The organism is Agromyces sp. NBRC 114283 (assembly GCF_030268405.1).
GTDB classification, from domain to species: Bacteria; Actinomycetota; Actinomycetes; order Actinomycetales; family Microbacteriaceae; genus Agromyces; species Agromyces mediolanus.
Window position 1 is genome coordinate 230336 of the sequence record NZ_BSQP01000001.1, and the last position, 26461, is coordinate 256796.

At 74.2% G+C, this 26461-nt stretch carries 23 protein-coding genes; 10 read left to right on the plus strand and 13 right to left on the minus strand.

Annotated features, from left to right (window positions below; translation table 11 throughout):
- Positions 1 to 4 precede the first annotated feature (4 nt).
- From pdxR to QSJ60_RS01090, 3 genes are all read left to right on the plus strand, one after another.
- Positions 5 to 1477, plus strand: coding sequence for a MocR-like pyridoxine biosynthesis transcription factor PdxR (gene pdxR / locus QSJ60_RS01080; RefSeq protein ID WP_285462217.1), 1473 nt, complete (start codon positions 5 to 7; stop codon positions 1475 to 1477).
- A 100-nt stretch (positions 1478 to 1577) separates the two neighbouring features.
- Positions 1578 to 2066 carry a LysM peptidoglycan-binding domain-containing protein gene (locus tag QSJ60_RS01085; RefSeq protein ID WP_285462218.1) on the plus strand — a complete coding sequence of 163 codons (489 nt, stop codon included), beginning with the start codon at positions 1578 to 1580 and terminating at the stop codon, positions 2064 to 2066.
- A 41-nt stretch (positions 2067 to 2107) separates the two neighbouring features.
- Positions 2108 to 2524 carry a hypothetical protein gene (locus tag QSJ60_RS01090; protein ID WP_285462219.1) on the plus strand — a complete coding sequence of 139 codons (417 nt, stop codon included), beginning with the start codon at positions 2108 to 2110 and terminating at the stop codon, positions 2522 to 2524.
- A gap of 13 nt (positions 2525 to 2537) precedes the next feature.
- Here QSJ60_RS01090 and efeB read toward each other — a convergent pair whose 3' ends face one another.
- The 3 genes from efeB to efeU form a co-directional block, all read right to left on the minus strand.
- On the minus strand, positions 2538 to 3881 hold the full coding sequence (gene efeB, locus QSJ60_RS01095; RefSeq protein ID WP_285462220.1) for an iron uptake transporter deferrochelatase/peroxidase subunit: 1344 nt from the start codon (positions 3879 to 3881) through the stop codon (positions 2538 to 2540).
- Positions 3882 to 3886: 5 nt separating this feature from the next.
- Positions 3887 to 5095 carry an iron uptake system protein EfeO gene (gene efeO, locus QSJ60_RS01100; protein ID WP_285462221.1) on the minus strand — a complete coding sequence of 403 codons (1209 nt, stop codon included), beginning with the start codon at positions 5093 to 5095 and terminating at the stop codon, positions 3887 to 3889.
- Between the two features lie 74 nt (positions 5096 to 5169).
- Positions 5170 to 6018, minus strand: a complete 849-nt coding sequence (gene efeU, locus QSJ60_RS01105) for an iron uptake transporter permease EfeU (RefSeq protein ID WP_285462222.1) — start codon at positions 6016 to 6018, stop codon at positions 5170 to 5172.
- A 140-nt stretch (positions 6019 to 6158) separates the two neighbouring features.
- On the opposite strand from efeU, the gene QSJ60_RS01110 reads away from it, so the two are divergent.
- Both QSJ60_RS01110 and QSJ60_RS01115 read left to right on the plus strand, forming a co-directional pair.
- Positions 6159 to 8312, plus strand: coding sequence for a S9 family peptidase (locus tag QSJ60_RS01110; protein ID WP_285462223.1), 2154 nt, complete (start codon positions 6159 to 6161; stop codon positions 8310 to 8312).
- 234 nt (positions 8313 to 8546) lie between these two features.
- The gene (locus QSJ60_RS01115) at positions 8547 to 9860 is read left to right on the plus strand and encodes an FAD-binding oxidoreductase (protein ID WP_285462224.1); all 1314 of its coding nucleotides are present in this window, start codon (positions 8547 to 8549) and stop codon (positions 9858 to 9860) included.
- 144 nt (positions 9861 to 10004) lie between these two features.
- On the opposite strand, the gene QSJ60_RS01120 is transcribed toward QSJ60_RS01115, so the two are convergent.
- The 3 genes from QSJ60_RS01120 to QSJ60_RS01130 form a co-directional block, all read right to left on the minus strand.
- On the minus strand, positions 10005 to 10601 hold the full coding sequence (locus tag QSJ60_RS01120) for a DUF1349 domain-containing protein (protein WP_285462225.1): 597 nt from the start codon (positions 10599 to 10601) through the stop codon (positions 10005 to 10007).
- Positions 10602 to 10603: 2 nt separating this feature from the next.
- Positions 10604 to 11248 (minus strand): hypothetical protein, encoded by a 645-nt coding sequence (locus QSJ60_RS01125; protein WP_189086734.1) that lies wholly within the window; start codon positions 11246 to 11248, stop codon positions 10604 to 10606.
- Positions 11249 to 11332: 84 nt separating this feature from the next.
- Positions 11333 to 11563 (minus strand): hypothetical protein, encoded by a 231-nt coding sequence (locus QSJ60_RS01130; protein ID WP_230768481.1) that lies wholly within the window; start codon positions 11561 to 11563, stop codon positions 11333 to 11335.
- Between the two features lie 51 nt (positions 11564 to 11614).
- On the opposite strand from QSJ60_RS01130, the gene QSJ60_RS01135 reads away from it, so the two are divergent.
- Positions 11615 to 12115, plus strand: a complete 501-nt coding sequence (locus QSJ60_RS01135) for a MarR family winged helix-turn-helix transcriptional regulator (protein ID WP_230768483.1) — start codon at positions 11615 to 11617, stop codon at positions 12113 to 12115.
- Between the two features lie 45 nt (positions 12116 to 12160).
- Here the strand turns inward: QSJ60_RS01135 and QSJ60_RS01140 are convergent, their stop codons facing one another.
- Both QSJ60_RS01140 and QSJ60_RS01145 read right to left on the minus strand, forming a co-directional pair.
- Positions 12161 to 13078 carry an NAD(P)-dependent oxidoreductase gene (locus QSJ60_RS01140; protein ID WP_285462226.1) on the minus strand — a complete coding sequence of 306 codons (918 nt, stop codon included), beginning with the start codon at positions 13076 to 13078 and terminating at the stop codon, positions 12161 to 12163.
- A gap of 64 nt (positions 13079 to 13142) precedes the next feature.
- Positions 13143 to 13967 carry a DNA/RNA non-specific endonuclease gene (locus QSJ60_RS01145; protein ID WP_285462227.1) on the minus strand — a complete coding sequence of 275 codons (825 nt, stop codon included), beginning with the start codon at positions 13965 to 13967 and terminating at the stop codon, positions 13143 to 13145.
- Between the two features lie 67 nt (positions 13968 to 14034).
- Between QSJ60_RS01145 and QSJ60_RS01150 the strand changes: the two genes are divergently transcribed.
- The 3 genes from QSJ60_RS01150 (at position 14035) to QSJ60_RS01160 (ending at position 20041) form a co-directional block, all read left to right on the plus strand.
- The gene (locus QSJ60_RS01150) at positions 14035 to 15828 is read left to right on the plus strand and encodes a cation:proton antiporter (protein ID WP_285462228.1); all 1794 of its coding nucleotides are present in this window, start codon (positions 14035 to 14037) and stop codon (positions 15826 to 15828) included.
- A 78-nt stretch (positions 15829 to 15906) separates the two neighbouring features.
- Positions 15907 to 16131: a hypothetical protein gene (locus tag QSJ60_RS01155; RefSeq protein ID WP_230768491.1), complete on the plus strand. Its 225-nt coding sequence runs from the start codon at positions 15907 to 15909 to the stop codon at positions 16129 to 16131.
- Positions 16132 to 16315: 184 nt separating this feature from the next.
- Positions 16316 to 20041, plus strand: a complete 3726-nt coding sequence (locus QSJ60_RS01160) for an efflux RND transporter permease subunit (RefSeq protein ID WP_285462229.1) — start codon at positions 16316 to 16318, stop codon at positions 20039 to 20041.
- A gap of 161 nt (positions 20042 to 20202) precedes the next feature.
- On the opposite strand, the gene QSJ60_RS01165 is transcribed toward QSJ60_RS01160, so the two are convergent.
- Complete coding sequence (locus tag QSJ60_RS01165) at positions 20203 to 21267, minus strand: YeiH family protein (RefSeq protein WP_285462230.1); 1065 nt, start codon at positions 21265 to 21267, stop codon at positions 20203 to 20205.
- A gap of 70 nt (positions 21268 to 21337) precedes the next feature.
- Here QSJ60_RS01165 and QSJ60_RS01170 point away from each other — a divergent pair, with 70 nt between their 5' ends.
- On the plus strand, positions 21338 to 22267 hold the full coding sequence (locus QSJ60_RS01170) for a LysR family transcriptional regulator (RefSeq protein ID WP_285462231.1): 930 nt from the start codon (positions 21338 to 21340) through the stop codon (positions 22265 to 22267).
- 241 nt (positions 22268 to 22508) lie between these two features.
- On the opposite strand, the gene QSJ60_RS01175 is transcribed toward QSJ60_RS01170, so the two are convergent.
- The 4 genes from QSJ60_RS01175 to QSJ60_RS01190 all read right to left on the minus strand — a co-directional run bounded on the left by QSJ60_RS01175 (position 22509) and on the right by QSJ60_RS01190 (position 26431).
- Positions 22509 to 23090 (minus strand): TetR/AcrR family transcriptional regulator, encoded by a 582-nt coding sequence (locus tag QSJ60_RS01175; RefSeq protein ID WP_230768503.1) that lies wholly within the window; start codon positions 23088 to 23090, stop codon positions 22509 to 22511.
- A 57-nt stretch (positions 23091 to 23147) separates the two neighbouring features.
- Positions 23148 to 25235 (minus strand): YhgE/Pip domain-containing protein, encoded by a 2088-nt coding sequence (locus QSJ60_RS01180; RefSeq protein ID WP_285462232.1) that lies wholly within the window; start codon positions 25233 to 25235, stop codon positions 23148 to 23150.
- Positions 25235 to 25987, minus strand: coding sequence for an ATP-binding cassette domain-containing protein (locus QSJ60_RS01185; protein WP_230768507.1), 753 nt, complete (start codon positions 25985 to 25987; stop codon positions 25235 to 25237). Before QSJ60_RS01185 ends, QSJ60_RS01180 begins: the two co-directional genes overlap by 1 nt.
- A gap of 108 nt (positions 25988 to 26095) precedes the next feature.
- Positions 26096 to 26431, minus strand: coding sequence for a DMT family transporter (locus tag QSJ60_RS01190; RefSeq protein WP_285462233.1), 336 nt, complete (start codon positions 26429 to 26431; stop codon positions 26096 to 26098).
- Between the last annotated feature and the right edge of the window lie 30 nt (positions 26432 to 26461).

Here is a 26461-nt window from a genome sequence, read left to right on the forward strand (position 1 = left end):
AGCCATGGCCGAGCCGCACATCCTCCTCGACCGCCGTCCGGGCGCCGGCCTCGTCGCTCAGCTCGTCGCGGCGCTCCGGCGCGACATCCTCGACGGCCGCCTGCGCGCCGGCGACGCGATGCCCTCCACGCGCGGCCTCGCGCGCGAGCTCGCGATCGCCCGCAGCACCATCGTGGCCGCCTACGAGCAGCTCGCGGGCGAGGGCTACCTCGAGCTCCGGCAGGGCGCGGCGACGCGGGTCGCCGAGCTCGGGCCGCGTCAGGCGCAGGGGTCCGCCGACGGCGGCCGGTCGGATGCCCCGGATGCCCCGGCCTCCCCGGCTGGCGACTCCCCCGCCCGGTCGCTCGTCGCCGACCTCTCGCCCGGCGTCCCCTCCACGGTGCGGCTCGACGAGCGCGCGTGGCGCGCCGCCTGGCGGGCCGCCGCCGCCCATCCGCCCTCGTGGTCGCCGCCGCCGCTCGGCGTCCCCGCCCTGCGCACCGCGATCGCCGAGCACCTGCGGAGCGCCCGCGGGGTGCACTGCGCACCCGAGGACGTCGTCGTGGCCGCCGGCACGAGCGAGGCCCTGGCCCTCGTCGCGCGGGCGCTCGTCGCGCTCCGCGGCGCGGGGGTGCGCGTCGGCGTCGAGGACCCCGGCTACCCCGCCGGACGCCGGGCGCTCGAGCGGCACGGGGCCACGCCCGTGCCGCTGCCCCTCGCCAACGGCGGCCTCGAGCTCGGCGCGCTCGAACGCGCCCTGCAGCGGCGCGGCCGCGCTCGGCTCGACGCGGTGATGGTCACCCCCAGCCACCAGTACCCCCTCGGCGGGCGACTGCCGGTCGCCGATCGACTCGCGCTCCTCGAGCTCGCGGCCCGAGCCGACGCCTTCGTCGTCGAGGACGACTACGACAGCGAGTTCCGGCACACCGGCGCACCGCTGCCCGCCCTCGCCTCGCTCGACGGCGGCGAACGGGTCGTGCTCGTCGGCAGCTTCTCGAAGGTGCTGACGCCCTGGCTGCGGCTCGGCTACCTCGTGCTGCCCGCGCACGCCGGCCTGCGCGCGGCCGTCGCGACCGCCCGCGCCGAGCTCGATACCCCCGTGGCCGGGCCGGTGCAGCTCGCCGTCGCCGACTACCTCGGGCGCGGCGCGCTGCGCCGGCACATCGCGGCGACCCGTCGCGAGTACGCGCACCGGCGTCGGCTCGTGCAGGACGCCCTCGGCGACCTCGACCCCGGGCGGGCCCAGCTCACCGCGATCGACGGCGGACTGCACGCGGTGCTCGAGCTCCCGGACCGCGCGGCGGAACGCGAGCTCGTCGCACGCCTGGGCGAGCAGGGCGTGATCGTCGCCCCGCTCGCGCAGTACGCCGTGCACGAGGATGGGGCCGGGCCGGATGCCACCGGCCGACCTGCCGGCATCGTGCTCGGCTACGCGGGCGTCGGGGATCTCGCGCTGGCGGCGGCCCTCGAGCGGATCCGCACGGCGGTCGGGACCTGAACCCGGCCGGAGGGTGTGTTCCACATCCCCGCCGAAACCGGTCCAGCGGTGGCATCCGCGACTAGGCTGGCCGAGCCCACCGGATCGATGAGGAGCCCTCGTGAGGCCAGTCCCCAGCATCGCGCGGCGACGCCGCGCGCTCGGCGCCGCCGCGCTCGTCCCGCTCGCGATCGTCGGATTCGCCGCGTGCACCCCGTCCTCGCCGCCGCCGGCCGAGACCGTCCTCGTCACCGTCACGGCCACGCCGACGCCCACGCCCACCCCGACACCCACCGCCCCGGTGGCGGCGCCCGAGCCCCCGCCCGCGCCCGAGCCCGTGCCGAACGACCCCGCGCCCGTCGTCGAGCCGGGGCCCGCCGTCGACCTCGGCTCGATCCCGGGCGCCACCGGCACCCCGGTCCTCGACGGCGACGGCATGCCCGTCCGCTACACCGTCGTCTCGGGCGACAGCTTCTTCGACATCGCGCAACGCTTCGACCTGCCCCAGCAGCAGCTCCTGCGCATGAACCCGCAGATCCACGACTTCGGCGAGGCGGTCTACATCGGCGACGAGCTCAACCTGGACTGGACGAAGACCGGCCTCGGCTGAGCGCGCGGCTCCCGCGCAGCCCCCTCCGGTAGCCTGACCGGGTGCCGCCCGCCCTCGCTCTCGACTCCCCCGTCGTCGTCCTCGAGCCGTGGAGCCCGTGGCCGCTCGTCTTCTCCGGGCTGGTCCTGCTCACCGGCGCGGTCTTCGCGATCGCGGGCCGCGAGCACCGCTGGATGCGCGACCTCGGCTACGTGCTCGTCGTCGCCGGGCCGCTCTCCGGCGTCGCGCTGCTCGGCTTCCTCTCGGGCAACTGGGACCAGGGCCAGCGCCGCGACGCGATGATCGCGATCGGCTACGAGCAGCCGCTCTTCTCGGGCGGCGAGGGCATCGTCGGCGGCACGCCCGGCGCGATCGACTTCACGGCCGTCCGCGACGGCGAGGACGTCTCCGGTCAGCTGCAGCCGCTCGGCGGCGACCGCTGGGCCGTCGTCGAGGGCGCGCGCTCCTCGCAGGAGTAGGCGCGCGGGCGGCTCAGTCGAACAGCCGCTGCCCCACGAACTCGCCCTCGGCGATCCCGCCGGGCACGGCGAAGATCGCCGAGCCGACGTGCTTCAGATACTCGTTCAGCCCGTCGGCCGCGAGCGAGGTCTGCACCCGCACGAACTGCTCCGGCGAGCGCTGGAACGCCAGGAAGAACAGTCCGGCGTCCAGCCGCCCGAGCGCGTCGTTGCCGTCGACGAAGTTGTAGCCGCGCCGCAGCAGCCGCGCTCCGCCGTTCGTGGTCGGATGCGCGAGCCGCACGTGCGAGGCCGGATCGATGAGCGGGGCGCCGGTCGGGCCGGCGGCCTCGAAGTCCGGTTCGGTGAACTCGGTGCCGCCGGAGAGCGGCGCGCCCTCGCCCTTCGAGCGGCCGACGAGCTGCTCCTGCTCGCCGAGCTGCACCCGGTCCCAGTTCTCGATGACCATGCGGATGCGCCGCGCCACGAGGTACGAGCCGCCGGCGAGCCAGGCCGGCTCGTCGCCCGGCTGCACCCAGACGTGCTCGTCGGCGACGCCGGGCTCCTCGGCCTTGATGTTCGCGGTGCCGTCCTTGAACCCGAAGAGGTTGCGCGGCGTCGCCTGCGCCGTCGACGTCGAGGAGGTGCGGCCGAAGCCGAGCTGCGACCAGCGCAGCGTCGCGCGCCCGAAGGCGATCCTGCTGAGGTTGCGGACGGCGTGCACGGCGACCTGCGGGTCGTCCGCGCAGGCCTGGATGCAGAGCGCGCCGCCCGTGCGCGCCGGCTCGAGGGCGTCGCCCTGGAACCTCGGCAGCGCCGCGAGCTCGGGCGGGCGACGGACCGCGAGCCCGAACGGGTCCCCGCCATCGGCAGTCTCGAAGAGCTCCGGGCCGAAGCCGAAGGTGATCGTGAGTCCGGACGCGGGCAGGCCGAGCGCCTCGCCCGTGTCGGCCGGCGGCGCGTAGTCGGAGCCGCCGACCGCGCCGCCCTCGGCGACCTCGAGGCCCTGGCTGAGCCGGGCCGCCGCGGCCGTCCAGTCGCTGAGCAGCCCGATCAGACCCTCGCGGTCGAGGCCGGCGTCGGGGTCGAAGACGGCGAAGTGCAGCCGGTCCTGCGCCGGCGTGGTGATGCCGGCCTGGTGCGTCCCGTAGAAGGGGAACACGGATGCCCCGGCCGCGCCGCCGCCGCGAGCGCCCGCCGTGAGGGCGACGCCCGCGGTCGCCGCGCCGCCCGCGAAGCCCGCCGCGGCACCGGCCGCCCCCGCGCCGAGCAGCCCGAGCAGCCCGCGGCGGGAGACGCCGCGGGACTCGGGCGCGGCGCCGGCGGCCGGGGCGCTGCCCTGGTCGTCGGCCTCGGCGGGGACGTCCGGCTCGGTCATCGGACTCAGACCCCGAGCACCGTGGCGGTGAGCTGCGACAGCGGCTCGGCGAGCGCGTTCACGCGGTCGCTCAGCGCCTTCCGGTCGGCATCCGTCAGCGTCGCGTAGTCGACGAAGCCCGCATCGAGCGAGCCGTACTTCGCGAGCTCGTCCTCGAGCGCGGTGAAGCGCCCGTCGATCTCGTCCGCGAGCGCCGTGCCCTCGTCGCCCTTCGACTCGGCGAGCGCGCGCACCGCGCCGAACGCCACGCCGGCGCCCTGCACGTTCGCGGCGACGTCGGAGAGGTCGGTGCCGCTCCACCAGTCCTCCTCGCCGGTGATCTTTCCGGCGGCGACCTCGTCGAGGAGGGCGATGGCGCCGTTCGAGATGTCGGCGAGCGAGACCGCGAACGCGGAGTCGGTGACGAGCTCGTGCAGCTGGGTGACGTCGGCGACGAGGCCGTCGGCGTAGGCCTTCCGCTCCTCGGGGGTCGAGGGCGCCCAGTCCTTCAGCGCGTCCTGCCCGTCGGAGTTGAGCTCGCCGGGCTTCGGCGCCCAGAGGTCCTTCTCGATGCGGTGGAAGCCGGTCCAGTCGAGGCCGTCGGCGACGGCGTCGACCTCGCGGAAGTCGATCTTCGGGTCGAGATCGCCGAACGCCTCGGCGGTGGGCTCGATGCGCTCGTAGGGCACGCGCGCCGTCGCGAACAGGGCGCGCGCCGCCTCGTCGTCGCCCGCCGCGTAGGCGTCGGCGAGCTGCTGCACGAGCGGCAGCAGCTCGGAGGTCTGCGAGCGCACGTAGGCGAGGTACTCGGTGACGGCCTGGTCGCTGAGCTCCTGCTCGTCGGCCGAGACGGCGGATGCCTCGCCGGTCACGGTGAACTCGGCGAGGCCGACCGGGGCGCCGACCTGCTGGAACTTGCACGCGGTGTAGTACGTGCCGGGTTCGAGCTGCGCGGTGAAGTCGACCGTCTGCCCCGGCGTGACGTTCTCCTTCTCGCCGACGATGCGGAGCTGGTCCTCGGCGAGGATCTCGAACTCGTTCACGTCGCTGCCGGAGTTCGTGAGCGAGAACGTGACGGCTCCCGCCGGGGCGGTGCCGGTGGCGACGGCGCAGGCGTCGTCGCTGATCTCGACGGCGATCGCCTGGGCGAGCTCGGACTTCGCGACGCAGCCGGTCAGAGCGAGCGCGGTGAGCGCGGTCGCGGCGACGGCGACGGGGAGGGCACGACGGGTCATGGATGCTCCAAGGGTCGATGAGTGGATCGGATCACTGCTGGCGACGTCGGCCGGCGGGCCGACGGGCGTCGGATTCAGCCGGCGACGGGCGCCGGGGCGGGCGGGGCCGCGGCCGCGGTGTGCCGGCGACGCAGCATCACGAGGTAGAGCGCCATCGTGACGGCGACGTACGCGGTCCAGCCGATGACCTGCGCCCAGGTGGGCTCGGGGGTGAAGTTGAAGATGCCGCCGAGGAGGGTGTCGAGCCAGCCGCCGGCGGGGATGAGCTGGGTGAGGCTGTAGGCCGGCGTGCCCCAGCCCGGGATCACCGAGGCCTCCTGGAGGTCGCCGATGCCGTAGGCGAGCACCCCGGCGGCGACGAGGATCAGGAAGAGGCCGGTCCAGGTGAAGAACGCGCCGAGGTTGAAGCGCACGAGGCCCTTCGAGATGCCCCACGCGATCACGATCGCGGTGGCGATGCCGGCGAGCGCGCCGAGGGTGCCGAGCACCGGGTCGCTGCCGCCGGCGACGTTCGCCCAGACGAACAGGGCGGTCTCGACGCCCTCGCGGCCGACCGAGAGGGCGCCCAGCAGCACGATCGCCCAGGACGAGCGCTCGATCGCGGCATCCACCTGACCGCGCAGCTCGCTCGAGAGCGTTCGGCCGTGGGTACCCATCCAGAAGATCATCCAGGTGACCATCGCGACGGCGAGGAGCGAGAGCGCGCCGCCGAGGATCTCCTGCGCCTGGAACGTCATCGCGTAGGGGCCCCAGGTGAGCAGCGCGCCGACGCCGAGGGAGATCGCGACGGCGATGCCGATGCCGATCCAGAGCCGCCCGAGCAGGTCGCGGCGGCCGGTCTTGCCGAGGTACGCCACCAGGATGCCGACGATGAGGCCGGCCTCGAGGCCTTCGCGGAGGCCGATCAGATAGTTGGCGAGCACGGGCGTCTCCTGGATGTGGACGGAGGATGGCTCTGATGAGAGCAGCTAAGGCTAACCTAAGCGCGCCCCCGCGGCGAAACGGATTCTCAGCTTCGGATGCGCCCGGTCCCCGGAGGCCGGCCCGGGGGTAGCGTGGGGACGTGCTCACTCCGCCCGTGACCCCCAAGCGACCGACGCAACGAGAGCACCACGGCGACGTGGTGGTCGACGACTACGAATGGCTGCGCGAGAAGGACGATCCCGCCGTCATCGCGCACCTGCACGCCGAGAACGCGTACACCAAGGCGAAGACCGAGCACCTCTCCCTCCTCACCGAGCAGGTGTTCGAGGAGATCCGCGCCCGCACCAAGGAGACCGACCTCTCGGTGCCGACCCGCGAGGGCGACTGGTGGTACTTCACCCGCACCCGCGAGGGCGCCGAGTACGGCATCCACTGCCGCGTGCCCGCCGCCGGCCCCGACGACTGGGAGCCGCCCGTGCTGCCCGAGTCCGGCGGGGAGGCGCTGCCGGGCGAGCAGCTGCTGTTCGACGAGAACGCCGAGGCCGAGGGCCACGAGTTCTTCGCGCTCGGCAGCTTCGACGTCTCGGCCGACGGCGCGCTGCTGCTCACCGGCGTCGACGTCGAGGGCGACGAGCGCTACGAGCTGCGCATCCGGGCGATCGACGGCTCCGGCCGCACCTTCGACGACGTCATCCCCGGCACCTCGGGCGGCGCCCTGTTCGACCCCAGCGGACGCTTCGTCTTCTACGCGACGGTCGACGGGTCCTGGCGGCCCGACACGATCTGGCGGCACGAGGTCGGCACCGAGGCATCCGCCGACGTCCGCGTCTTCTCCGAGCCGGACGAGCGCTACTGGCTCGGCGTCGGGATGACCCGGAGCCGCCGCTTCCTCGTCATCGAGGCGGGCTCGAACATCACGAGCGAGACTCGCCTGCTCGACGCCGACGACCCGACCGGCGAGTTCCACGTCGTGTGGCCGCGCCGCGAGGGCGTCGAGTACGACGTCGAGCACCTCGTCGCGGGCGGGCGCGACCGGCTGCTCATCACGCACAACGACGGCGCCCCGAACTTCGAGCTCGTCTCGGTCGCCGCCGACGACCCCGAGGGCCCGCGGCGCATGCTGCTGCCGCACAACCCGGCGGTGCGGCTGGAGGGCGTGGATGCCTTCCGCGACTTCGTCGCCGTCGAGTACCGTCGCGGCGGGCTGCCGCGCGTCGCGATCGCGAAGGTGCCGGCGGCCGGCATCCCGGAGGGGGCGACCGCCGACGACACCCTGCACGAGCTCGTCTTCGACGAGGAGCTCTTCGCCGTCGGCGTGCGCGGCAACCCGGACTGGGCGCAGCCGCAGCTGCGCATCGGCTACACGAGCTTCGTCACCCCCTCCACCGTGTTCGACGTGGTCGTGGAGACGGGCGAGCGGCGGCTGCGCAAGCGCCAGCCCGTGCTCGGCGACTACGACCCCGCCCGCTACGTGCAGCGCCGCGAGTGGGCCACGGCCGAGGACGGCACCCGGGTGCCGATCTCGCTCGTCTACCGGCACGACCTCGTGACGCCCGGCACGCCCGCGCCGACCCTGCTCTACGGCTACGGCTCGTACGAGCACTCGATCGACCCCGGCTTCGGCGTCGCCCGGCTCTCGCTGCTCGACCGCGGCATGATCTTCGCCGTCGCCCACGTGCGCGGCGGCGGCGAGCTCGGCCGGCACTGGTACGAGGACGGCAAGAAGCTCCGCAAGAAGCACACCTTCAGCGACTTCGTCGCCGTCGCGCGGCACCTGAGCGACGAGGGCTGGACCGCACCCGACCGGCTCGTCGCCCAGGGCGGCTCCGCCGGCGGCCTGCTGATGGGCGCCGTCGCGAACCTCGCGCCCGGCGCGTTCAGCGGCATCCTCGCCGAGGTGCCCTTCGTCGACCCGCTGACCTCGATCCTCGACCCCTCGCTGCCGCTCACCGTCATCGAGTGGGACGAGTGGGGCGACCCGCTGCACGACCCCGAGGTGTACGCGTACATGAAGTCGTACTCGCCCTACGAGAACGTTCGCGACGGCGAGCACGGCGGGCGGCACTACCCGCCGATCCTCGCGGTCACCTCGCTGAACGACACCCGCGTGCTCTACGTCGAACCCGCGAAGTGGGTGGCCCGGCTGCGCGACGCCGGCGCCGAGCCGCTGCTGCGGATCGAGATGGCGGCCGGGCACGGTGGCGTCTCCGGGCGCTACGCCTCCTGGCGGGAACGGGCGTTCGCCTACGCCTGGGTCATCGACCGGGCGAAGGCGCACCCGAGCGGCGAGTGACTGGTTCGCTGAGCTCGTCGAAGCGCCTGGTTCGCTGAGCTCGTCGAAGCGCCTGGTTCGCTGAGCTCGTCGAAGCGAGCCCGCCGCAGCGCCTGGTTCGCTGAGCTCGTCGAAGCGAGCCCGCCGCAGCGCTTCGACAGGCTCAGCGAACCACAGCGCGCTTTGACCGGCTCAGCGAACCACTCCGGCCCAGCGAACGTGCGGACGTCGGCGGCGGGTGGCACACTGGCGCGCATGCCGATCCTCGCAGCGTTGCAGCAGGTCCTTCCCGGCCGCGCCTTCGGGCCCGGCGACTCCGAGTACGACGCCGGGCGCGCGGTCTTCGCCGGCGTTGGCTCCCCCGAGGCGGTGGTCCGCCCGGCGAGCGCGGAGCACGTCGCGGCCGCCGTGCGCATCGCCGCCGAGTACGGCGCGCCGATCGCGGTGCGCTCCGGCGGGCACGGCAGCGAGCCCGTTGACGGCGGCCTGGTCATCGACCTCGCCGAGCTCGACGGCGTCTCCCTCGGCGAGGGGCGACTCGTCACGGTGGGCGGCGGCGCGCGCTGGGGCGACGTGGCCGCCGCGCTCGAGCCCGCGGGCCTCGGCGTGAGCTCGGGTGACACCCGCGACGTCGGCGTCGGCGGCCTCACGCTCGGCGGCGGCATCGGCTGGCTCGTCCGCCAGCAGGGGCTCACGGTCGACGCGCTGCGCTCGGCGGAGCTCGTGACGGCGGCGGGCGAGGTGCTGCGGGTCGACGCCGAGCAGCACCCCGAGCTGTTCTGGGCGATCCGCGGCGGCGGCGGCAACTTCGGCGTCGTCACCTCCTTCACCTTCGAGGCCGTGCCCGCCGACGGGCTCGCGGGCGGTCATCTGCGCTTCGCACAGGCGGATGCCCCGGCGGTGCTCCGAGCCTGGCGCGAGGTCGTGCGCGCCGACGAGGCGCTGAACTCGACGCTGCTGATCTTCCCGCCGTTCGCCCCCGAGGTGCCGGCGGGCCCCATGGTCGCCGTCGCCAGGCGCGGCAGCGAGGCCGAGCTGCGCGAGACGCTCGCGCCACTGCTCGCGCTCGACTCGCTCGAAGAGACCGTGCTCGGCCCGGTCGCCTACTCCGAGCTGCTCGAGGACGCCCCGCCCGGCAAGCCGCCGTTCCGTTTCGTCGGCGGCAACGGCTTCGCGCCCGAACTCGACGACGCGCTGCTCGAGGCCTGCCTCGCGGCACTGGCCGGTCCGGCGCCCACGATGCTGCTGCTGCGAACGCTGGGCGGCGCCTTCGGACGGGTGCCCGCCGAGGCGACGCCGATCGCCTTCCGCGACGCCGAGACCTTCGTCGTGGTCAACGCGGTGCTGCCGCACGACGCGCCCGAGCAGCAGGTCGCCGAGCTCCGTGCGCTGCACGAGGGCGTGCTCGGCCGACTCAGCGGCGTCTACGGCAACTTCTCCGAGGAGCGCGGTGAGCACGTCATCCGCGCCATGTACCCGCCCGAGACGCTCGCCCGGCTGCGCCGGATCAAGGCCGAGGTCGACCCGCAGCACCTCTTCCGCCACGGGCACGCGATCGCGCCGGCGTAGCCGTTCGCCGAGCCTGGTTCGCTGAGCTTGTCGAAGCGAGCCCGTCCGAGCGCTTCGACGAGCTCAGCGAACCAGCCGCTTCGACGAGCTCAGCGATCCAGCCGCTTCGACGAGCTCAGCAAACCAGCCGGCGCTTCGACGAGCTCAGCGAACCATGACCGGCGGGTCGGCGTGCAGCTCGGTGTCGGCCGCCACGTGCCGCCAGGCGGTGAAGGTCACCTCGAGGCCGTCGCGCGAGGGCGCGCAGATCATCGGGCCGGCCGACGCATCGGCCGGGAACGGCGTCACCCGGAACGTGCGCCACGGCCCGTCGTCGGCCCGGGCGCGCAGCACCACCGCGTCGGCGATCCGGCTCGCGCGGATGGTGACGAGGCGCCCCGCCCACTCGGGCACGGGAGCCATCGACCAGTCCGAGCGCCCGTCGGTCACGACCGCCCCGAGCTGCGGCACCCCGTCGCTCAGCTCGATGCCCGCCTTGACCCAGCGCTCCGGGCCGGCGACGAGCATGAGCCCCGCCTGGTCGTAGAGCTCGCTGAGCGAGGCGCTGTCGAAGGAGACCTCGATCGCGGCATCCGCAGGCCACGCACCGAGCAGGGCGTGCCCGTCGTCGTGGACGAAGCCGTAGAGCGTCTCACGCCAGTAGTCGCTGCCCTCCAGCGCCCGCACGACGAGCGCGTCGCCGCGCTGCTCGGTCGAGGCGGGCTCGCGGCTCCAGCGGCCCTCGCTCCAGGGAACGCGCATCGTCAGCCCACGTACCCGTGGAAGGGATCTTCGCGCTCGGCGCGCTTCAGCTCGGCCGTCTCGACGGCGCGCTCGAGGTCCTCGAAGAGCTCGCGCATGCGCTGCGGGCGGGCGAGCTCGTACTCGGCATCCACCTCGATCTGCGGCCACTCGCGGTCGAGCCTGGCCTCGATCGCACCGGCGACGTCGTTCCACGCCTCGTCGCGCGCGCGGGTGGCGAACTCGCGCAGGTACTCGGGGTCTTCGCGCAGCTCCCAGAGCCGCTTCGCGACCGAGGTGTAGACCTTCTCGCGGCGGCGCAGGTTGCCGGTGTCGGCGCGGCGGTAGTCGTGCTGGTGCTTCGCCTTGCCCTCGCGCTTCGCGGCGGTCTCGCGATCCTCGGCGGAGAGCTCGGCGGTCGCGTCGGCCTGCTGCACGAGTTCGTACAGCACCTCGCGCGCGGCCGCGGCGGCACGATCGTCGTCGTAGCGCTCCTCGCCGCGCAGCGCCTCGACCACGAAGCGGTTGCGGAGCGTCATCCGGCCCGCCGATTCGGCGAGCATCACGCCCTCGTCGATCATCTCCTCGACGCTGGGCGGCTGGACCTCCGGCAGTGCGGCGCGGTCGAATGGCTTGAACTTCGGACGCCTCCGACGGAACCAGCGCATGCGGGCTCCCTTCCGACTCCGATGCCCGCCTTCGAGCCTAGCGGCGGGAGCCCGGACGATGGGAGGGGGCGGCGGCCGCGGCGATCACGTCGGGCAGTGCAGCTGCGTGCGCTCGCCCGAGCGGTCGATGTCGTGCTCCGACATCGGCTTGCCGCAGAGCGGGCAGGCCGGCGGGCGCTCGGCGACGGGCTCCTCGTCGTAGGGACCCAGGGGCGGGGGCCCGATGTACGGCAGGAGCTTCGCGTTGAGCTTGTCGATGAGGCCCGCGTACCCCCGTCGGGGCGAGTCGCCTGCGGGGTGTTCTCTTCGTGTCACAATCATTAGTGTACTAATTATTAGCTCATGCGCAATACTGGAGGAGTGACCATGCAGGAGCAGCGCGCGAGCGACGACCGCACGGATGCCTCGATCGTCGAGGTCGACGGCGAGCCCATCGACCTTCTGGCCCTCGAGAATCAGGTGTGCTTCGCCCTCGCCGTCGCCGCCCGCGGCGTGATCGGGGTCTACCGCCCCATCCTCGAGCCGCTCGGCCTCACCCACCCCCAGTACCTCGTCATGCTCGCGCTGTGGCAGCGCAGCCCGCGCACGGTCCGCGACCTCGGCGCCGCCCTCCAGCTCGAGCCCGCCACCCTCTCGCCGCTCCTGAAGCGCCTCGAGGCGCAGGGCTATCTGACCCGGCAGCGCAGCACGAAGGACGAGCGCGCCCTCGACGTCGAGCTCACCCCCTCGGGCCGGGCGCTGCGGGAGCAGGCGCTCGGCATCCCGCCGCAGGTCGTCGACCGGCTCGGCATGACCCTGGAGGAGCTCGGCTCGCTGCGCGACCGGCTCGGCGAGGTCATCGACGCGGTGCAGCGCGGCGAGCGCTGAGCCGGCCCGAGGCTCGGCACCGCGAGCGCCGGGCGGCGCGCCTCCTCAGGCCTGCGGGTCGAAGCCCGCGATGCGCCCGTCTGGCGAGGCGAACTTCGCGATGAGGCTGCAGTCCTTCGCGCCGTAGCCCTCGCCGATCAGCCGCTCGAACTGATCGAGCGCGATCCGAGCCGCCGGCGTGCGCACCCCGGCCGCCCCGGCGGCCTCGACCGCGAAGGACAGATCCTTCTCGGCGAGCGCGGCCGTGAACGTCGCGTCGAAGTTGCGGTTCGCCGGGCTCGTCGGCACGACGCCCGGCGCGGGGTACCAGGTGCGCAGCGGCCAGGACTCCCCCGACGAGACGGCCGCCACCTCGAAGAAGCGCTGGGGATCGAGTCCCAGCGACGCGGCGAGCGCCGCCCCCTCGGCGACGCCGAGCAGTGAGACGAAGAGCATGAGGTTGTTCGCGAGCTTGGCGGCGATGCCGCTCGTCGCCCCGCCGAGCTCGAAGACGTGCCCGGCGAAGGGCTCGACGAAGCCGCGGGCGAGCGCCGTCGCCTCGGCCTCGCCGCCGAGCATGACGGTGAGCGTGCCGGCGGCGGCGCCGGCGATGCCTCCCGAGACGGGCGCGTCGACGAAGCGGATGCCTCGGGCCGCCGACTGCTCGTGGCACCAGCGCGAGGTCTCGACGTCGACGGTGGAGGTGTCGAGCAGCAGCGCCGTGGCCGGCGCGGTCTCCCACACGCCGCCCGGGCCCTCGTAGACGGCGCGCACGTGCTCGCTGCGCGGCAGCGAGGTGAAGACCGCCTCGGCTCCGGCGACGGCCTCGGCGACGGAGGCCGTGACGCGCACGCCCCTGGCCGAGGCATCCGCCGCGGCCTCGGCGGCGACGTCGAAGCCGCGCACCTCGTGACCCGCCGCGACGAGGTTCCCCGCCATCGGCGCACCCATGTGCCCCAGCCCGATCCAGGCGATGACCGACATGACGACCTCCCGACCCCGGTGTCGATGTGCTCACTCCCCACGGTACGCCCGCCCGGCCGCGGCGCTACAGCAGCAGCTCCTCGGGCCCGGTGAGCTCGCGCCACCCCTCGGCTGCCACGGGCCGGGGCATCCGGTCGGCGGCGACGAGCTGCGGCATCGCGAGCCGGGCGAGCTCGGAGATCTCGGCGATCGGCGCCTGGAAGGTGCGGAAGCCGCCCAGCTCGGGCAGTGCGCCGGATGCCGAGCGGCCCGGCGTCGCCTCGCGCTCGACGATCGAGGCGATGAGTGCGGACTGGTCGAGCACGAAGCCCGCCGCGGCGAGCCGCTCGCCGCGCAGCCAGGCGACGACCTTGAAGAAGCGGCGCGGCAGGCGGATGCCCCGGTACGGCGGGTCGTCGGCGGCGAGCACCGGCGCGGTGAAGACCGCGAGCCGGAGCCCCTCGGCGGTGCCGAAGGCGAGCACGTGGTCCTCGAGGCCGAGCCACAGCTGCTTGGACTGGTTGAAGCCCGCGGCCTGCGGCGCGGCGTTCGGGTAGTGGAAGGTGTCGGACTCCGCCCGGGCGGCGACGGCCGGATCGCCCCAGACCGGGTCGCGGCGGCGCACGAGGTGGCCGCGGTCGAGCGGGTTATCGGCGTAGACGCCGGGGCCGGCCTGCCAGTCGGCGGGGATGCGCGGGTCGAGCCGCCAGCCGTCGCCCGAGCGTTCGCGCTCGACGAGTTTCGCCCCGTCGAGGTTGACGCCCGTCACCCGGGCCAGCCGCCGCAACTGGTCGAGCCGCACCGAGAAGTGCACGTAGTCGAGCAGCACCGTGTCGGGCTGCGCACCGTCGAGCGGCAGCGGCACCGGCATGGGCAGTTCGCCGCCGAGGAAGTCCGTCTCGTACCCCATGACCCCAGCCCAGCACACCCCGCCGACGCCCGTGCGCCGGCCGGGCGGGGCACGGCAGAATGTCCCCATGGATCTGCTGCTGGCCGCCGTGCTCGCGCTCCTCGCCATCGCCGCGGCGACGGCGTTCGCGCCGAAGCTCGGCGTCGCCGCGCCGCTCCTGCTCGTGCTGGTCGGGCTCGGCGTCGGCCTCCTGCCGATCGTGCCGGCCTTCGAGGTCGATCCGGAGTGGATCATCGCGGGCGTGCTGCCGCCGCTGCTCTATTCGGCCGCCGTCTCGATGCCGGCGATGGAGTTCCGCCGAGACTTCGGCGCGATCAGCGGCCTCTCGGTCGTGCTCGTCGTGGTCACCTCGGTGCTGCTCGGGCTGCTCTTCGCGTGGCTCATCCCCGATCTCGGCATCGCCGCCGGCATCGCGCTCGGTGCGATCGTGAGCCCGACCGACGCGGTGGCGACCTCGATCGTGAAGCGGCTCGGCGTCTCGCCGCGCGTCGTGGCGATGCTCGACGGCGAGAGCCTGCTCAACGACGCGAGCGCGCTCGTGCTGCTGCGCTCGGCGATCGCGGGCATGGCGGCGACGGTCTCGCTCTGGAGCGTCGCGGGCTCCTTCGTCTACTCGGTCGTGCTCGCCGCCGTGATCGGCGTCGTCATCGGCTGGGTGAACCTGCGGGTCCGGGCGCGCGTGATGAACCCGACCGTGAACACCGTCATCTCCTTCACGATGCCGTTCCTCGCCTCGATCCCCGCCGAGCACTTCGGCGCCTCCGGGCTCGTCGCGGCCGTCGTCGCGGGGCTCGTCACGGGGCGCGGCGCGGCGAAGTTCCTGAGCCCGCAGCATCGCCTGTCCGATGCGCAGAACTGGCGCACGGTGGAGCTCGTGCTCGAGGGCGCCGTGTTCCTCATCATGGGGCTCGAGCTCACCGCGATCGTCGACGACGTCGAGACCGCGCACTCGGGCGCCTGGCACGCGGCGGGTCTCGCGGCGATCGCCCTCGCGGCCACGATCCTGATCCGCGCGGCGTACGTCGCCCCGCTGTTCGCCGGGCTCGCCCGCCGGGCGAAGCGCGCCGAGGGCATCCGCGAGTTCATCCGCACGAAGCAGCAGACGAACCCGGGCGCGGCGATCCCGGTGCACCCGAAGGCCTCCCCCGCGCAGGCCGACCGGATGCGCTCCATGTTCCGCCGCCGCGTCGCCGACATCGACTACTACCTCGACGAGCGGCTCGGCTGGCGCGAGGGCACCGTGGTCGTCTGGGCGGGCATGCGCGGTGTCGTGACGCTCGCAGCGGCGCAGACCCTCCCCTCGGACACGCCCAACCGCTCGCTGCTCGTCTTCATCGCCTTCCTCGTCGCGATCGGCTCGCTGCTGATCCAGGGCGGCACCCTGCCGTGGCTGGTGCGCTGGGTGATGCCCGCCCGCGACCCCGAGGACGGCGCCGCCGAGCGCCGCGAGCTCCGGCACGTGCTGCAGTCGGCCGCGATGACCGAGCTCTCCGGCTCGGAGGATCCCGCCATCCGCGCCATGGCCGAGCGCATGCGCGCCGCCTGGCAGCTCTCGAACCAGGAGGGCGTCGGCGAGGACTCCGCCGAGGAGCTCGCCGAGGTCGAGGGGGCGGATGCCTCGGCGGGGGCCTCGGCGGGGGCCGCCCCGCCGGCCGAGAGCCAGCCCGGGCCCGAGGCCAGCCAGCGCCGCCTCGTCGATCCCGAGCGGGTGCGCCAGCTGCGGCTGCGGATGATCCGCGCCCAGCGCGACGCCCTGCTCGACGCGCGCGACGAGGGCCGGTTCAGCGCGGCCTCCCTGAGCGCGGCCCTCGAGGACCTCGACGCCGAGCAGATCAGCATCGAGCTGAAGGCGATCGAATAAACCGTGGCGCGATCGGCGTCATGATCGCGCCGCATCCGCATCCCTCCAGTAGGCGCATCGCGAACGGAGGGAGACCGGATGGCCCGCCACCTCGAATTCGTCTTCGGCCCGCTCGGCGAGGAGACCCGTCTGCCCTGCGCATGCGCCAGGGACGGCAACCATCTGCGGCCCACCTCCGTCGACCGCGTCGGCGCGCTCGACCCCGAATCCCTCGCCCGCGCGGAACGGCTGCGAGCCCGTCGTCGGGGCCACCGCCGCCGCTTCAGCTTCGAGCTCGCCGCGCAGCCCAGGCACGCCGCCTGAGCCCGCGAAGGGCCCGCCATCCCGCCGGAGTCGTCCCGAGGTACCACGCATCTCCCTCGCCCGGCTGATGCCCGACCCCCGCCTCGCCGAGTGAACTGGAACCATCGCCCGGCGCGGCCCCTGCCCGGCGCGCTCGTGCACCGATGCCCGCTCCATCCGGCCGTGCCCCCGACCGGAGATCGCCATGACCTTCCTCACCCGAGCCAGTCTCGCCAATCGCGCCATCGTCGGCCTCATCACCATCGCCATCGCCCTGCTCGGGCTCGTGGCGATGGGCTCGCTCCGCCAGGAGCTGATGCCACCGGTGAAGTACCCGGGCGCGTTCATCTCCGTCCAGGCCGCGGGCCTCGCCCCCGAGCAGATGGCGGAGGTCGCGACCGAGCCGGTCGAGCAGTCGCTGCGCTCGGTCGCCGGCATCACCGAGGTGAGCTCCGTGTCCAGCACCGGCTCGTCGCAGATCTCCGTGACGTGGCCGTTCGAGCTCGACGCCGAAGAGACCGAGCGGGCCATCCGCTCCGCCGTCGACGGCGCGAAGGCCGCGCTGCCGCAGGGTGCGCGCGTCGACGTCATGTCGGGCTCCAGCAGCGACATGCCCGCGATGATGTTCACCGCCGGCTCCTCCGGCGACCCGATCGCCTTCGCCGACTCGCTCGAGCAGACCGTGCTGCCGGCGCTGCGCTCGGTCGACGGGGTGCGCGAGGCGACGCTGTCGGGGCGCGAGGAGCAGCGCGTCGAGGTCGCGATCCGCCCGGCCGACCTCGATCGGCTGAAGGTCGAGGCCGCCTCGGTGCTGCAGGCGCTCCAGGCGAACGCCGCAGTACAGCCCGCCGGCCAGGTCGAGGGCGCCGAGGGCGCCGTCTCGGTGACCGTGGGCCCCGGCCTCGAGAGCATCGAGGCCATCCAGGCGCTGCCTGTGCAGGTGGAGGAGGGCTCGGTGCGCGTCGGCGACGTCGCCGACGTGTCGCTGCAGTCCGTCGCCGCGACGAGCATCTCCCGCGTGAACGGCAAGCCCGCGCTCACCATCCAGATCATCCCCGGCTCCGGGGCGAACGTCGTCGACATCTCGCACGGCGTCCAGGCGCAGCTCGACGGCTTCACCGAGTCGCTCGACGCCGAGTTCGTCACCCTCTTCGACCAGGCGCCGTACATCGAGCAGTCCATCCACGACCTCTCCGTCGAGGGCGCGCTCGGCCTGCTCTTCGCGGTCATCGTGATCTTCGCGTTCCTGCGCTCGTGGCGCTCGACCGTGATCGCCGCGGTGTCGATCCCGCTGTCGCTGCTGATCACGATGATCGGGCTCTGGTGGAGCGACAACACGCTGAACATCCTCACGCTCGGCGCCCTCACGATCGCGATCGGCCGCGTGGTGGACGACTCGATCGTCGTCATCGAGAACATCACGAGACACGCGGAACGACGCGCGCCGACCCCCGCCGACATCGTCACCTCGGTGAAGCAGGTCGCCGGCGCGATCACGGCGTCGACGCTGACGACGGTCGCGGTGTTCCTGCCGATCGCCTTCGTCTCGGGTCTGACGGGCCAGCTGTTCCGGCCCTTCGCGATCACGGTGACGATCGCCCTGCTCGCCTCGCTCGTCGTGGCGCTCACGATCGTGCCGGTGCTCGCCTACTGGTTCCTGAAGAACCGCGCGGCGAAGCAGCTCGCAGCGGCGGATGCCTCGGCGGAGTCCGTGGCGGCCGGCACAGCCGGCGCGGCCGGCGCGGCCGCGCACGACGACGCCGAGCACGACGCCCCGCTCGACGCGGCCGCGGTCGCCCGGGCGGAGATGCAGAGCCCCGAGGACCGGCTGCAGCGCAGCATCATGCCCGCGCTCGGCGCGACCCGACGGCATCCCTTCATCACCCTCGGCGCCTCGATCGTCATCCTCGTCGCGACGCTCGCCCTGAGCGTCGTCATCCCGACCGACTTCCTCGGCGAGTCCGGGCAGCAGAGCCTCTCGCTGCAGCAGACCCCGAAGGATGCCGTCGACCTCGAGTCGCGGGCGAAGGCGGCCGAGCCCGTGGAGCGCGCGCTCAGCAAGGTCGAGGGGGTGCGCGACGTCGTCGCCGCCATCCCGGCCCAGTCGAGCACGGCCGGCGAGCCCGCCAAGATCAGCTACGACATCCTGCTCGCCGACGGCGCGAAGGCCGACACCGTCCGCGGCGCGGTCGAGCGCGCGCTCGAACCGCTCGGCGACCCGGAGCAGTTCGAGCTCACCGCGGTCGACACCAGCGGGTTCGGCGGCGGCGGCATCGAGCTGCGCGTGCTCGGCAACGACCCCGTCGCCCTGCGCGAGGCGAGCGACTCGCTCGTGAAGGCCCTCGAGGGCGAGCCCGGCGTGGAGAAGGCCACGAGCAGCCTGTCCGGCGATCAGCCCGTCGTGCGCGTCGTCGTCGACCCGGCGAAGGCCGCGGCCCTCGGCTTCGACCAGCAGCAGATCGCGCAGGCGATCGACGCGGCGCTGAGCGGCACGCCCGCGGGCACCCTCATGCTCGAGGGTCGCGAACGCAACATCGTGATCCGCACGAGCACGGTCACCGGTGGCGCCGCCGGCGTCGCCGAGCTGCTGCTGCCCGTGACTCCGAAGCAGACCGCCGCCGCCCAGAAGGCCGCGTTCGACAAGCTGAAGGCCGAGCAGGAGCAGCAGGCGCAGAGCGCGCAGGCGGACGCCGCGAACGCGCTCGATCGACAGATCTCCGAGGCGCAGTCGGCCCGGAGCGAGCTGCGCGGTCAGCTCGGCACCCTGCGCGAGCAGCTCGCCGCGCTCCAGGCCGCACCCATCGTGCCCGCGGTGCCCGGTTCGCCCGAGGAGGAGGCCGTCGCCGCCGCCATCCGGGAGCGCCAGGAGCAGCTCGCCGGCCTCGAGTCGGCGATCGCACAGACCGAGCAGGGCATCACCGCGAGCGACGAGCAGGTGGACCAGCTCCGCAAGGCGCAGCGTGAGGCCGACGAGCAGCGCGCCGAAGCCGAGCGGATGGAGCAGGAGCAGACCGCCGCCGGCGAGCTCCGCGGCACCGCCGTGCGCGTCGCGGACGTCGCCAGCGTCACCGAGGAGCGCACCGCTCCCTCGGTGACCCGCGTCGGCGGCGAGCGCGAGGTCACCATCACGGTCACGCCGAAGAGCGGGGCGCTCGACGCGGCGAACGCGGCCGTCACCGCGGCGATGGCCGAGGTGACCCTGCCGAGCGGCGTGCACTACGAGGTGCACGGCGTCGCCGCGGAGCAGGACGAGGCGTTCGGTCAGCTCGGGCTCGCGATGCTCGCCGCGATCGTGCTCGTGCTGTTCGTCATGATCGGCACGTTCCGCAACCTGCGGCAGCCGATGATCCTGCTCGTCTCGGTGCCGTTCGCGGCGACCGGCGCGCTGCTCGGCCTGTTCCTCACCGGGACGCCGCTCGGCCTGCCCGCCCTCATCGGCCTGCTGATGCTCATCGGCATCGTCGTGACGAACGCGATCGTGCTGATCGACCTGGTCAACAAGCTGCGCGAAGGGGGTGCGACGCTCGAGGACGCGGTGCGCCACGGCACCCGGCTGCGGCTCCGCCCGATCCTCATGACCGCGGCCGCGACGATCTTCGCCCTCCTGCCGATGGCCTTCGGGCTCACCGGTGGCGGCGTGTTCATCTCGCGCCCGCTCGCGATCGTCGTCATCGGCGGGCTCATCTCCTCGACGCTGCTGACGCTCGTGCTGGTGCCGATCCTGTACCTGCTGTTCGAGCGCGGCCGCGATCGGCGGATGGCCCGGCGCGCCCAGCGCCGCGAGCGCCGTGCCGCGCGCCGCGACGGGGGCTCGGGCACCGGCTCCGCCGACGGCGGATCGAAGGACGGCGGCCTGACGGACGACGGACCGGGTTCCGGACCGGGCACGGGGGTTCCCGGACCGGGCCTGCCGTCGCCGACGGCCGGCTGAGGGCGCGTGCCGGGCAGCATTGGGGGCTGCCCGGCACGGCGCCCCGCGCACGCACCGGATGCGGCTGCACGCCATCCGGTGCGTGCGTGCGTCCGGGCGCGGCCTGGCCCGCGCGCGCAGGTTCCGTCGGACGCGCTCGACCGACCGCCCGTCTCGCAGCGTCAGCCGGCGACGAGCACGCCGCCGAGCGCGACGCCCGCGACGACGAGCGTCGAGGCGCCCGCGAGCGCGACGGGGCGGAACCCGACCCGGCGGAACATCGAGAACCGCACGCCCGTGCCGAGCGCGAACATCGCCATGGCGAGCAGGACCGTCTGCACGACGCCCGCACCGGCGAGCACGCCCGCGGGCAGCACGCCCGTCCAGCGCACGAGCACCATGACGAGGAAGCCCACGACGAAGAGCGGCACGATCGGCGGGCGCCTGCCGGTGGGTGCGGCGCCGTCGGCCTGCTCGCGACGCATCGCGCGGCGCCGCTGCACGGAGACGACCGCGAGCACCGGAGCGAGCAGCAGCACCCGCGCGAGCTTCACGACGACGGCCGCGGCGAGTCCCGCCCCGCCGATCGCGGAACCGGCGGCGACGACCTGGGCGACCTCGTGGATCGAGCCGCCGGCCCACAGGCCGGTGCGCAGCTCGCCGAGCCCGAGCCCGGCGCCGAGCAGCGGGATCAGCGGGATCATCAGCGTGCCGAACAGCACGACGAGGGCGAGGGCCGTGACGACCTCCTCCTCGTCCTCGGTCTCGATGACACCGTCCACGGCGGCGACGGCGGCCGCCCCGCAGATCGAGAAACCGCAGGCGATGAGCAGACGCTGCGTCGGCGAGACGCCCAGCGCCCGGCCGATCGCGAGGGTCGCGAGGATGCCGACGGCGACGATCGCGACGACGACCGCGATCATGCCCGGCCCGAGCGCGAGGATGTCGCCGAGCACGAGCTGCAGGCCGAGCAGCACGATGCCGATCCGGAGCAGCCGCTTCGCCGCGAGCGCGAGGCCGGGGTCGAGCGAGGCGGGCAGGGGCAGCAGGTTGCGGCAGGCGACGCCGAGCACGATCGCGACGAGGAGCGCGCTCACGGTCGGCAGCACGAGCGTGAGCGCGAGCGAGAGGCCGGCCGCCGCGAGGGCGAGGGCGAGTCCGGGGGCGAGGCCGCGCAGCCGCGCGGCTCGGGAGGCGGTGCTCGGGACGGGGTTCGGGGCGGGGCTCGGACGTGCGGGACTGCTCACCAGTTCACTCTGGGCGCCCCGGACGGCTCGCAGTAGCCGCCGATCCGGCATCGAGTCATATCATCGTGATATGCCCTTGACGCCGCAGCAGCGCTGGCCTGATCTGGCCGTGCTCGAACTCCTCGTCGCCGTGGCCGAGCACGGCGGCCTGGGCGCCGCGGCGCGCGCGGTCGGGATGGCCCAGCCGAACGCGAGCCGCGCCATCACCCGCCTCGAGGGTGAGCTCGGACTCGACCTTGTGGCGAGGCATCCGCGCGGCTCGCGCCTCACCCCGGCCGGCGCCGCCGTCGCCGACTGGGCCCGCCGCGTGCTCGACGACGCCCGCGAGCTGATGACGGCGAGCGCCGCCCTCCGCGCCGACCGCGACGCCCACCTCGACGTCGCCGCGAGCCTCACCGTCGCCGAGTACCTCGCGCCGGCCTGGCTCGCCCGACTGCGACGCGCGCGGCCCGAGCTCGAGGTGCAGTTGCGCGTCGCGAACTCGGCCGAGGTGTTCGCCCTCGTCGCTTCGGGGGCGTGCGAGCTCGGCTTCGTCGAGACGCCGCGCGTGCCGCCGGGGCTCCGCAGCGTGACCGTCGCCGACGATCGTCTCGCGGTCGTCGTCGCCCCCGACCATCCGTGGGCCCGGCGCCGACTGCTCACCCCCGCCGAGCTGGCCGCGACCCCGCTCGTCGTGCGCGAGGGCGGCTCCGGCACCCGCGCCACGCTCGCGGCGGCACTGGAACGGCTCGGCATCCCCGAGCACGAGCTCGCCCCGCCCAGCCTCGAACTCGGCAGCAACGCCGCCGTCCGGGTGAGCGCCGCCGCAGGGGCGGGACCCGCCGTGCTGAGCGAGCTCGCAGTCGCCGGCTGGATCGCCCGCGGCGACCTCGTCGAGGTGCCCGTCGACGGACTCGAGCTCCGTCGACGCCTGCGCGCGGTGCGCCGCGCGACCGCCCGGCCGAGCGAGGCCGCCGCCGAGCTCGTCGCGATCGCCCGGCGCTCCTCGCGGCCCGCGTAGGCCGCGTGGGGCGCCGCACCCGGCTGCCCCGTCCACCGCCGCCCCGCGCCGCCGCCTCTCCCCGCCCGCTCTCCCCGCCGAGAACCGCCGTGTCGTCACTATTTGCGGGTGGCGGCGACCGGCGACCCGCAAATAGTGACCGCACGGCAGGAGTGGGGTCCGGGTGGGTGGGCGCGGGTGGGTGGGCGCGGGTGGGTGGGCGCGGGCGTGGCCGGGATGGGTGGGTCCGGGTGGGGGCCGGTCAGGCCGGGCGGAGCGTCGCGAGGATGGCGGCGGCGACCTCGGCGCGGTCGCGCTCGGGCTCGAAGACGAGCCATTCGAGGCCCGCCATCAGCACCGCGCCGAACACGGCCGAGGCGCGCAGGCCCGCGGCGGCGGCCGAGGCATCCGCGTCCCCCGCACCAGCGGGGCCGGATGCCTCGGCGATCGCCTCGGCGAACACCGCGAGCGCCTCGTGCCGCAGCGCGAAGAGCGTCTCCTGCCAGGCCCGGTCGGTGCGGAAGATCTCCGCCGCCATCAGCTTCGCGAGCGCAGAGTTGGCCGCGATCACGTCGAGCAGCTCCGCGACCAGGGCCTCGATGGCCTCCTGTCCGCGGCGCTCGCCCTTCGCCCGGCGCAGCGACTCGGCGAGCGCGCCGACCCGCTCCTTCAGCAGGGCCTCGAAGAGCAGGTCCTTGGAGCTGAAGTTGTAGTAGAGGCTGCCCTTGGCGACGCCGGCGCGCTCGGCGACCTCGTCCATCGTCGTGCCGGTGATGCCCTTCGTGGCCGCCAGCTCGAGCGCGGCGTCGAGGATCTGGCGCTTCGTCGTGCTGGTGCGGGCCACGGGCATCTCCTGGTCGGCGGCGGCGGTCGGTGCGGGCGGTCGGCGGCGGGCGGTGGCTCAGATCACGAGCTCGGGGTGCAGTCGGCCGATGCTCCACACCCGCTGCTTGCCGGCGCTCCAGGCGCTGATCGCGAGCGATCCGACGAGGATGCCGGCCATGACGAGCACCGAGAGCCACAGTCTAGAGTCGACGCCGCCCGTGATGAGCTCGCGCAGGCCGTTCACGACGTAGGTGGCGGGCATGAACGGGTGCAGCGCCTGGAAGAACGCGGGCGTCGTCTCCACCGGGTACGTGCCGCCCGAGCTGCTGAGCTGCAGCATGAGCAGCACGAGGCTCACCACGCGCCCCGCGGCGCTGCCGAGCACGACGATGAACATCTGCTGCAGGGCGAGGAACGCGAGCGTCACGAGGTAGATGAACGCCGCCGTGCCGAGCCAGTACTGCGGCTGCAGCCCGATGCCGTAGACGAGCACGAGCACCATGATGACGACCTGGCCGAGCCCGATCGCCATGGCCGGCAGGAACCCGGTCATCACGGCGCGGAGGCCGGTGGCACCCGCGGCGAGCGCGCGACTCGGCAGAGCCCGCAGGATGAGCCAGGTGATGAGCCCTCCGACGAAGGTCGCGAGGGCGATGAAGAACGGCGCGAAGCCCTCGCCGAAGCTCCTGGACTCGTGCTGCCAGCGCTCGTCGAGCGCGACCGGGGCGGACATCACCTCGGACTTCGCCTCGAGGTCGGCGCGGCTGAGCTGCGGCGCCGCCTCCGCTCCGGAGCCGAGCTCGTCGGCGAGGGTGCGGCTGCCGTCGGCGAGCGTTCCCGCGCCGTCGGCGAGCTTCGTGCCGCCCGCGGCGAGCTCCCCGGTGCCGCTCACGAGGGAGTCGGTGCCGCCCGCGAGGGTGGCCGCGCCGTCGGCGAGGGTGCGGGCGCCGGATGCCGCGTCGCCCGACTTCGCCGCGAGGGTGGCGGTGCCGTCGCGGAGCTGGGCGGCCCCGGCGGCGAGCTGCTGCGCCCCGGGCTGACCCGCGGCGAGCGCGGCGGCCAGCTCGTCGGTCTTGCCGGCGAAGCCGGCGCTCTTTGCCGCGTACTCCTGGGCGCCGGGGAGGGCGGCCTGCGCCCGTCCGTTCAGCTCGCTCGCGCCGTCGGCGAGCTGCTGCACGCTGTCGAGGTAGGCGGCAGCGGGCACCTCCGGGTGCGCCTGCATCGCGGCGAGGAGTTCGTCGATGCCGCCGGACAGCGTGCCGGTTCCGCCTGCGAGGGCCGCGGTGCCGTCGCTGAGGGCGCCGGCGCCGTCGGCGAGCGCGTGCGCGCCCGCGGCGAGCGCCTGGGACCCGGATGCCGCGTCGCCGACCTTGCCGGCGAGCAGCGCCGAGCCGTCGGCGAGCTGGGCGGCGCCGCCCGCGAGTTCGCCCGCGCCGTCGCGCAGCTGGGCGAGCCCGTCGGCGAGGGTGCCCGAGCCGTCGGCGAGCCGGATCGCCCCCGCGTCGAGCTGCCCCGCGCCGTCGGCGAGCTCCCCGATGCCGACGACGAGCGCGCCGGCCCCGGTCTTCGCGGTGGCGACGCCGTCGGCGAGCTGATCGGCCCCGTCGGCGGCCCGGCGGATGCCGTCGCCGGCGTCGGTGATGCCGACGAGCAGGGTGTCGGCGGTGCGCTTGGAGACCTGCTCGGCGACGGCGTCCTTGAGCTGCACCATGGCCTGCTTGCCGAGGGTGGAGGCGAGGAAGTTGTTCGCGTCGTTGTAGTCGACCTCGACGCTCGCGGGGCGCGGCTCGTCGGTGCCGACGGAGACGGCCCGCTCGGAGAAGTCGCGCGGGATGGTGACGGCGAAGTAGTAGTCGCCGGCGGCGACGCCGCTCGAGGCATCCGCCGCGTCCGTGACGCGCCAGTCGAGCTGGCCACCGTCGGTGAGCTCCTCGACGAGGTCGTCGCCGGCGGTGATCCGCTCGCCGTCGAGGCGCGCGCCGGCGTCCTCGTTCACGAGGGCGACGGGCAGGTTCTTCAGCTCGTCCGTGGGCGCCCAGAACGCCCAGAGGTAGAGGGCGCCGTAGATGAGCGGGATGAAGAGCAGCACTGCGATGGCGATCTTCGGCAGCGTGCCCTTCCGGAAGCGGCGCAGCTCGGTGCCGGGTGAGAGGAAGGCGAACATCAGGCGTGCTCCAGGAGAAGGTCGAGGTCGTCGGCGTCGTCGGCGCCGTCGGCGCCGCTCGGCGTCGAGTCGGCCCGTTCGGCCGTCGGGAGGATGGACTGGGCGGCGGGCTCGATGCCGAGCTCGGCCCAGAGGCGGGGGTCGGCAGTGGCGGCCGAGACGACGACCGCGGTGCCGGCGCGGGCGATCGCGTCGAGGCTGCGCCACACGGCCGCTCGTGCGGCGGGCGAGGCGAGCTCGTCGAGGCCGTCGAAGCAGAGCAGGCGCGGCTCGCTCATCATGGCGAGCGCGATGCGCAGCAGTGCGGTCTGCGCTTCGTCGAGCTCCCAGATGACGGTGTCGGGAGCGGGCAGCGGCGTCTCGCCGAAGACGGGGCCGAGGACGGCGCGCAGGGCCGCCTCGTCGGGGCGGCGCACGAACGCCCACCACGGCGAGATCCAGGCGGCGCGTTCGCGGACGGCGGCGCCGACGGTGACGGACTCCTCGAGCTCGTCGATGCCCGCGAAGCCGGCGATGCCGGACTCGCGCTGCACGCGGCGTGCGCCGCGCGGCAGTTCGCGGCCGAGGGTCTCGAGCGTGCCGGCCGAGGGCTTCATGCGCCCGGCGAGGGTGAGCAGGAGGCTGGTGCGTCCGCTGCCCGAGGGCGCGTGCAGCACGGTCAGGCCGTCCTGGATGCGGAGGTCGAGCGGGCCGTAGACGGGTCCGCGCTTCGATTCGAGGGCGAGGTCGTTCGCCCTGGCGATGGTCGGCACGTGCGTTCCTTCGATTCGTGCGGTGGGATGGTTCGCACGTCTTTGTACTGACCAGTCAGTTTAATCACGAGAAGCGGATGCCGCAAGCGCCCGATGCGCGGGGCGCAGTCAGCCGTGCGCGGCGGACTGCCCCGCGAAGACGTTCAGCACGATGACCCCGGCGATGATGAGCGCGATGCCGATGAGCTTCGGCACCGTCAGACTCTCGCCGAGGAACAGCACCCCGATCGCGACGATCGCCGCCGTGCCGACGCCCGACCAGATCGCGTAGACGATGCCGATCTCGAGCTCCCGCACCGCCTGCGCGAGCGTCAGGAACGACACGCCGTAGCCGGCGAGCACGCCGACCGTCCACCACAGCTTCGTGAAGCCCTCGGTCTTGCCGATGAAGCTCGTCGCAGCGACCTCGAAGGCGATGGCGAGCGAGAGGTAGAGCCAGGCCATGGCGGTCCGTTTCCGCCCCGTGCGCAGGGT